This is a genomic window from Bradyrhizobium sp. MI1.10, from assembly GCF_055811035.1.
Genome location: NZ_JBVVPN010000003.1, coordinates 231,897 through 240,184, shown reverse-complemented (window position 1 = coordinate 240,184; position 8,288 = coordinate 231,897). Strand labels below are relative to the sequence as shown.

The 8,288-nt window shown below is 63.6% G+C and carries 7 protein-coding genes; all 7 read left to right on the top strand.

The window, feature by feature from the left end:
• Positions 1–259: 259 nt before the first annotated feature.
• Positions 260–1,786 (top strand): murein biosynthesis integral membrane protein MurJ, encoded by a 1,527-nt coding sequence (murJ, locus tag AC0L3K_RS05330; RefSeq protein ID WP_473365519.1) that lies wholly within the window; start codon positions 260–262, stop codon positions 1,784–1,786.
• A gap of 164 nt (positions 1,787–1,950) precedes the next feature.
• Positions 1,951–2,367 carry an SRPBCC family protein gene (locus AC0L3K_RS05325; RefSeq protein WP_473365518.1) on the top strand — a complete coding sequence of 139 codons (417 nt, stop codon included), beginning with the start codon at positions 1,951–1,953 and terminating at the stop codon, positions 2,365–2,367.
• A 299-nt stretch (positions 2,368–2,666) separates the two neighbouring features.
• Positions 2,667–2,945: a DUF1127 domain-containing protein gene (locus tag AC0L3K_RS05320; protein WP_473365517.1), complete on the top strand. Its 279-nt coding sequence runs from the start codon at positions 2,667–2,669 to the stop codon at positions 2,943–2,945.
• A 51-nt stretch (positions 2,946–2,996) separates the two neighbouring features.
• On the top strand, positions 2,997–3,521 hold the full coding sequence (locus AC0L3K_RS05315; protein ID WP_473365516.1) for a GNAT family N-acetyltransferase: 525 nt from the start codon (positions 2,997–2,999) through the stop codon (positions 3,519–3,521).
• A 140-nt stretch (positions 3,522–3,661) separates the two neighbouring features.
• Positions 3,662–5,971 (top strand): xanthine dehydrogenase family protein molybdopterin-binding subunit, encoded by a 2,310-nt coding sequence (locus AC0L3K_RS05310; protein WP_473365515.1) that lies wholly within the window; start codon positions 3,662–3,664, stop codon positions 5,969–5,971.
• Between the two features lie 120 nt (positions 5,972–6,091).
• Positions 6,092–6,538 (top strand): c-type cytochrome, encoded by a 447-nt coding sequence (locus AC0L3K_RS05305; protein WP_007602016.1) that lies wholly within the window; start codon positions 6,092–6,094, stop codon positions 6,536–6,538.
• A gap of 341 nt (positions 6,539–6,879) precedes the next feature.
• On the top strand, positions 6,880–8,175 hold the full coding sequence (locus AC0L3K_RS05300) for a cystathionine gamma-synthase family protein (protein WP_473365514.1): 1,296 nt from the start codon (positions 6,880–6,882) through the stop codon (positions 8,173–8,175).
• Positions 8,176–8,288 lie beyond the last annotated feature (113 nt).

The window sequence follows — 8,288 nt, the reverse complement described above, 5'->3', positions numbered from 1 at the left end:
GGGGGCGGGGGGGGGGGCTCCCCCCCCGTGCCCCCCCTCCCCCCCCCCCGCCGGGGGGGGGCGCGGGGGCCCCCCCCCCCCCGCCCCCCCCACGGGGGCGGGGGCTCTCTCCGCATCGAAAGCTGGGAGAGAGACCCCTCACCCCCAATGAGCTTGTGTCTACTCGCGGCGCTGCCCTCTCCCGCAAGGGGAGAGGGCACAGCAATGCGCATCGCAAGATGCAATCGACCTCTGTTCGATAAGTCTCTAAAACAGACGCATGCTCGGACGTATCTTCACGGTTGGTGGTTACACGCTGCTCTCGCGGCTGACGGGGTTTGCCCGCGACATCATGCTCGCGGCGATTCTCGGCGCCGGCCCCGTGGCCGACGCCTTTTTCGTGGCGCTGCGGCTGCCCAATCATTTCCGTGCGATCTTTGCCGAGGGCGCCTTCAACGCCGCCTGGGTGCCGGCTTACGCGCACGTCCATGGCGAGCGCGGGGAGGGAGCGGCAAAATTGTTCGCCGATCGCATCTTCACGCTGCTGCTGGCCTCGCAGGTGGTGCTGCTGATCGTCGCCTGGCTGTTCATGCCGCAGGCCATGAGCATTTTGGCGCCGGGCTTTTCCGAGGACGCCGAACAGCGCAAGCTCGCGATCGAGCTGACCCGTATCACCTTTCCTTATCTGCTGCTGATCACGCTGGTGACGCTCTATGGCGGCATGCTCAACGTGATGCAGCGCTTTGCGAGCGCCGCAGCCGCGTCGATCTTTCTCAACATCTCGATGATGATGACGCTGGCGCTCGCCGCCTGGTTTCCCAGCGCGGGCCACGCCGCCGCCTGGGGTGTCCTCATCTCTGGCTTTTTGCAGTATTTCTTGCTCGCCGGCGATCTCGCCCGCCATGGCGGCTTGCCGCGCTTTGCGCCGCTCAAGCTCGACGAAGACGTCCGCGGCTTCTTCAAGGCGCTTGGGCCGGCGACGCTGGGCTCTATGGGCACGCAACTTGCGCTGTTTGCCGATACCATCATCGCGACTTTCCTGCCGGCGGGCGCGCTGTCGGCGCTGTACTATGCCGACCGTCTCAACCAGCTCCCGATCGGCGTGATCGGCATTGCCATCGGCACGGTGCTGCTGCCGGAGATGTCGCGGCGGATCACAGCCAACGACCATGACGGAGCGATGAAGGCGCAGCGCCGTGCGTTCGATTTCACGCTGCTGTTCTCGGTGCCGTTTGTCGCCGCCTTCCTCACCGTGCCCGACGCGATCATGCGCGCGCTGTTCGCCCGCGGTGCGTTCTCGAAAGCCGATGCCGCCGCTGCCGGCGCCACGCTCGCGGCCTATGCCATCGGTCTGATCCCCTTCGTGCTGATCCGCAGCGCGGTCGCAACCTTCTATGCGCGCAAGGACACGGCGACGCCGGTGCGGGCGTCGCTGACCGGGATCGCGGTCAACGTCGCCTTGAAAATTGCCTTAATGGGATCGCTGGCCCAGATCGGCCTTGCGCTAGCAACCGCCGTCGGCGTCTGGACCAACCTGCTGCTGGTGCTGTTCTTCGCGGTGCGGCGAGGCTTTCTCGTGCCGGACCGCGCGTGGCTATTGTCGCTCGCCAAATTCCTGCTGACGGGGCTCATCCTGGCCGCCGCCTTCTGGCTCATCGCGCGCTTCGGCGGTCCTTCGTTGGGCTCGATGCACTTCCGAGACGAATTGACGCTGCTTCTGCTGGCCGTCGGGGGCACGATCGTTTATGCGCTCGCCATCCTCGCGCTGTTCGGCCGCCGCTGGCTGGTCTCGCTGGTGCGGCGTTAGCTTTTTCACATTTTCAACGCATTGACGGCTCGCCCTTGTCGGCACGGGCTAGTCTCGATCGTCCTTGGATGGACACATCTCGGAAGTGCGGCGGATGGACCCTGCACAATTGACGTGATGCCGTCCACCTCGAGCCGGCAAAAATCGAACCAGGAGTACTGTTTATGAGGATCACCGTCGAAACCAACGTAGCAGCCCCCATCGATCAGGTCTGGCGCGCTTATACGACGCCGGCCGACATCATGAAGTGGAACGCCGCGTCCGACGACTGGCATACGACCAAGGCGACCGTCGATCTGCGAGAAGGCGGTGTCTTCTCATCTCGCATGGAGGCCAAGGACGGCAGCATGGGTTTTGACTTCGCCGGTACCTACACGAAAATCATCGAGCACAAGCGGATCGAATACGGATTTGGCGAGCGAAAAGCCGAAGTCGAGTTTGTGCCCGGCCCGAAGGGCGTTCTCGTCCGCGTGGTCTTCGATGGCGAATCGACGCATTCGGTGGAGCAGCAGCAAGGCGGTTGGCAGGCAATCCTCGACAATTTCGCACGATACGTGGAAGCGAAGCAGAAGAAGTCGTGAAGGGCGTTGACGGGCGTCGTCGGCTTCGGCGCCCGGCACCCTCAGATAGGGACTCGCCTCCAGGATGCAGCGAACCTCTACACATCTCTTGATTTTGCGCGATTGCTGTGGTAATCGCGTCGCATGATCAAATCAGTGCGCAAACTCAACCGCAACCACATGACCCGCTTCGGCTGGGCCGTGGAAGGAGTCGTGCGCTAGGAATTCGACGACGACATCTTTTCACCAGGCCCCGCCGGCATCGGACGGGGCCTTTTGTTTGGCCACGCTCCCTGCCGGCACAACAGCAGGAGCATGCGATGCCACCCCAACAGACGAACATCACTTCCGAGACGGAGAGGCTCCCCCTCGAACTTGCATCGACGCGCAGCATCCTAGGCTTGCTCGCGCAATACTGGCGTGCGCTCCAGGACTGGCGCTGGCGGCAGGGTCCACACATCGCCTTGCAGGACCTGAGTGACAGGGAGCTGATGGATATCGGCCTAACGCGTGGCGAGATTGACAGCATCGCGCCCGAACGCGCCATCGCGAGGCTGAGAGATAATGCGAGGACCCTGTGGGGCCGCGGTGGGATGTGACAGACCAGCGGTCCTGCCGACCTTCGCAGCGACACAGGAGAGGAGGCGACCATGATGTCGCATGCGCCGGGTGCCCCGGCGGACTTGGAAATCCGCCGATTGACTGTCGATGATCTCCACCTCTTTCGCGACATTCGCGCGGAGGCGCTTCGGACGCACCCTCAAACATTTGGTTCTGCTGAAGAGGACGAGGGCGGAGAGGCGATGCTGACTGCCTATCGGCATTGGCTCAGCGGAGCTATCCTTGGCGCCTTCTGGCGGGGAAATCTGATCGGAGTCGCGGGCTTCTACGTGTCGCCAGCTCTTCGGTCGCAGCACAGGGGTCACATCTTCACGGTTTACGTGAGGGAAGATGGCCGAGGTCAAGGAATCGGAGATCGACTCATCAAGGAGCTTCTTGCCCATGCCGAGGGATGCGTCGAGCAGGTACATCTTGAGGTCCTGCTCGAAGCAACCGCTGCAATCAGGACCTACAAGCGTAATGGATTCGAGGTCTACGGCACGGATCCCGCTGCAGTCCGTATAGGTCATATCACGTATGACAAATACCTCATGGTCAGGAAATTCAGCCATTGAGGGGCGGGCTCGCTCGAAGCCCCCGAGGGCGGCTTCGAATCATCGGCCTTGACAGGCACGGCCCGCCTAAACCCGTTTGCCTTGCCAGTTTTTCCACGGCAATATGCCGGCAAAACAACCATGAGAAACGGGACGAGAAAATGGCGGCTCCCATCAAGTTCGGCGTTGGCCAAAGTGTGTTGCGCAAGGAGGATGACGCGCTTATTCGCGGCAAGGGCCGCTATACCGACGATTATGCGCCGCAGGCCGCTTTGCGCTGCCTGATGCTGCGCTCGCCGCATGCGCATGCCAAATACACCATCGATGCGAGCCGCGCCCGCACCCTTCCCGGCGTCGCGCTGATCCTGACCGCCGATGAGGTCAAGGATCTCGGCAATCTGCCGTGCCTGTTCAATCTCGAGACCGACCCGTTCAAGGGCCCGCCTTACCCAATCCTCGCCAAGGACGAGGTGCGCCATGTCGGCGATTCCATCGCCTTCGTCGTCGCCGAGACCATCGACCAGGCCCGCGACGCGATCGAGGCGATCGACGTCAAATGGAGCCCGCTGCCGGCGGTGACCGGGGTCGTCAATGCCGTGAAGAAGGGCGCAGCCTTGGTCTGGCCGGACAAGCCCGGCAACGTGCTGTTCGACGTCTCGATCGGCGACAAGAAAGCGACCGAAGCGGCCTTTGCCAAAGCGCATGCGGTGGCCGAGATCTCCATCGTCAATCCGCGCGTGGTGGCGAACTTCATCGAGACGCGCGCGGCAGTGTGCGAATACGACGCCAGGCGCGACCATCTGACGTTGACGGTCGGCAGCCAGGGCAGCCATCGGCTGCGCGACATCCTCTGCCAGAATGTGCTCAACATTCCGACCGACAAGATGCGGGTGATCTGCCCCGACGTCGGCGGCGGCTTCGGCACCAAGCTGTTTCCCTATCGGGAATATGCCCTGTTGGCAGTCGCCGCGCGAAAGCTGAAGAAGGCGGTGAAATGGGCGGCCGACCGCACCGAGCATTTCATGGGCGACGCGCAGGGCCGCGACAACGTCACCACCGCGAAAATGGCGCTGGCCGAGGACGGCAAATTCCTCGCGATGGATTGCGACCTCATGGGCGACATGGGCGCGTATCTGTCGACCTTCGGGCCCTATATCCCGCATGGCGGCGCCGGCATGCTGCCGGGCCTCTACGACATCCAGGCGTTCCACTGCCGTGTGCGCACCATCTTCACCAACAGCGTGCCGGTCGATGCCTATCGCGGCGCCGGGCGGCCCGAGGCTGCTTACGTCATCGAACGTCTGGTGGACGCCTGCGCGCGAAAACTCGACATGACGCCGGATGCCATCCGCCGCAAGAATTTCATTCAGCCGAAGGCGCTGCCCTACAAGACCGCGACCGGAAAGGTCTACGATTCCGGCGACTTCGCTGCGCATCTGAAGCGCGCGATGGAGATCGCCGAGTGGAAGGAGTTTGGCAAGCGCGCCAAGGCGGCCAAGAAGAACGGCCTGATCCGTGGCATCGGACTTGCGAGCTATGTCGAGGTGTGCGGCACCATGGGCGAGGAGACCGCCAATGTGCGGATGGACCCCAATGGCGATATCACCGTCCTGATCGGCACCCAGTCGAGCGGGCAGGGCCATCAGACCGCCTATGCGCAGATCGTCGCCGAGCAGTTCGGCGTCGCGCCCGAGCGCGTGCACGTCCACCAGGGCGATACCGACATGATCGCCACCGGTCTCGGCACCGGCGGCTCGGCTTCGATTCCGTCAGGCGGTGTCAGCGTTGAACGTGCGACCCGCGAGCTCGGCGCGCGTCTCAAGGAGATCGCGGCGCAGGCATTGGAAGCCAGCGCCGGCGACCTCGAGATCACCGATGGCCTGGTGCGCATCGCCGGCACCGACCGTTCGATCTCGTTCGCCGATCTTGCCAAGCGTCCTGGCGTCGATCCATCGAAGCTCAATGCGAGCGCGACCTTTGCCAGCGCCGATGGCACCTATCCGAACGGCACCCATGTCGCGGAGGTCGAGATCGATCCGGCCACTGGCATCATCAAAATCGTCAACTACGTGATCGTCGACGATTTCGGCATGACGCTCAATCCGCTGCTGCTGGCGGGCCAGGTCCATGGCGGCGCGATGCAGGGCATCGGCCAGGCGCTGATGGAACAGGTGGTCTATGGCGCGGGCGACGGCCAGCTCGTCACCGCGACCTTCATGGACTATGCGCTGCCGCGCGCGGCGGACGGGCCGGACTTCGTGTTCGAGACGGCCAACGTCCCCTGCAAGACCAATCCGCTGGGGGTGAAGGGCGCGGGCGAGGCCGGTGCCATCGGGTCCTGCCCGGCCGTCGTCAATGCCATCGTCGACGGGCTCTGGCGCGAATACAAGATCGACCACATCGATATGCCGGCGACCCCGGAGCGGGTGTGGATCGCCGTCAACGAGCACCATCGCCGTCACAGCCTGTGACAATTTTTCACGGAATGAAGTCTGCCAAGCGGTGTTGGCCCCATTGAGGGGTCGGCACGATCGTGCAGCACGGCGATCCTGCATCAAGGCAATTCTGCATCAAGGAAAGGGACTTTGCGAATGAAGCGAGTGTTGGTTGTTGGGGGCGCGCTCCTGCTCGGCATGGGCGCGGTTTGGGCACAACAGGACTCCGTCAAGGAGGTCCAGACCCTGATGAAGGGCAACGGCAAGAACGCCGGCGCGGTTGCGGCGATGGTGAAGGGCGAAAAGCCCTACGACCAGGCCACGGTGGACAGCGCGCTGGCACAGTTCGAGGACACCGCCAAGAAGTTGCCGAATCTGTTTCCAGCGAGCGCAAAGGGCATGAAGCCCGAGGGCGACTACAGCGCCTCGCCGAAGGTCTGGGAGGACAAGGCCGGATTCGATGCCAAGGTCGCGAGCTTCGCCAAGGTCGTTGGCGAGGCCAAGGGCAAGATCAAGGATTTGGACTCGCTCAAGGCGAATTTCCCCGCGGTCGGCAAGGAATGCGGCGGCTGCCACGAGACGTTTCGCGTGAAGAACGGTTGAGGCAAGAAAAAGATTCGTAGCCCGGATGGAGCGCAGCGCAATGCGGGAATCCACACGAGCTGACAGACTGCCCCGGATTGCGCTTCGCTCCATCCGGGCTACTGGGAATCAAGAAGGGCGGCCCTGCGAAAGCAGCCGCCCTTTTTATTGCGTCGCGTGTCGCCGCTGGAAATTCTATCCGCAAGGCCTGACGGATCGCTGCCGAAGCAGTTATCTTTGCTCCAACCGCCGCGGCATTGGCGTGAGCTTTTGACGCCGACGCATCCCGCTCCTGACTCATGCAGGACATCAGGAGTTCCAACCCGCGGCGAGCACCTCAATCAGCAACAGCGAGACAAGCCATGGTCAAACCGTTCCCGTCGAAGACGCACATCGGCAACCATATGCTGCATCCGGAAACGCTGATGCTGACCTATGGCTACGATCCGCAATTGTCGGAAGGCGCGGTCAAGCCGCCGGTGTTCCTGACCTCGACCTTCGTGTTCAAGACGGCCGAGGACGGCCAGGACTTCTTCGATTTCGTCTCCGGCCGGCGCGAGCCGCCGGAAGGGATGGGCGCGGGCCTAGTCTATTCGCGCTTCAATCACCCCAACAGCGAAATCGTCGAGGACAGGCTCGCGATCTACGAGCGCACCGAGAGCTGCGCGCTGTTCTCGTCGGGTATGGCGGCGATCGCGACCACGATCCTGGCGTTCGTCCGCCCCGGCGATGTCATTCTGCACTCCCAGCCGCTCTACGGCGGGACGGAAACCCTGCTGACGAATACGCTTGCGCGTCTGTCGATCGGCGCCGTCGGTTTTGCCGATGGCGTCGACGAAGCCGTGGTCAGTCAGGCCGCGGAGGAGGCCATGCGCAAGGGCCGCGTCTCGATGATCCTGATCGAAACCCCGGCGAACCCGACCAACGGGCTGGTCGATGTCGCGATGATGCGGCGTGTCGCCGAGACCATCGGAAAGGCGCAAGGACACGTTCCGATCATCGCCTGTGACAATACGCTGCTCGGACCGGTGTTTCAGCGGCCGATCGAGCACGGCGCCGATATTTCACTGTACTCGCTCACGAAATATGTCGGCGGTCATTCCGATCTGATCGCGGGCGCCGCGCTCGGCGCCAAGGCGGTCGTGAAAGGCATCAAGGCGCTGCGGGGCGCCATCGGCACCCAGCTCGATCCGCATTCCTGCTGGATGATCAACCGCTCGCTCGAGACGCTGAGCCTGCGCATGGAAAAGGCGGATGCGAATGCGCGCCTCGTGGCGGACTATCTGCGCGATCATCCCAAAGTGGCCAAGGTGCACTATCTCGGTCATCACGAGGCGGCGTCGCCGGTGGGACTTGTGTTCGCGCGGCAATGCTCAGGGGCGGGGTCCACGTTCTCGTTCGACATCGTCGGCGGCAAGGCCGCGGCCATGAAGTTCCTCAACGCGCTGCAGATCCTCAAATTGGCGGTGAGCCTCGGTGGAACGGAGTCGCTTGCGAGTCTGCCTGCCACCATGACTCATTCCGGCGTTCCCGCCGACATCCGTCGGAAGATCGGCGTGCTCGATTCCACAATCCGGCTGTCGATCGGCATCGAACACCCGTCGGATTTGATCGCCGACCTCGCGCAGGCGCTGAACGCGGCCGAACCTGACGTGTGACGCCTGCGCCAGCGGCGTAGCCGGGGATACCCGAGCGGTCGGTCCGTGCCGGGGTGGGCGGGGCGCCCACCCGGGGCCGGGGATGGAAAAAGGGGGGGGGGGGGGGGGGGGGG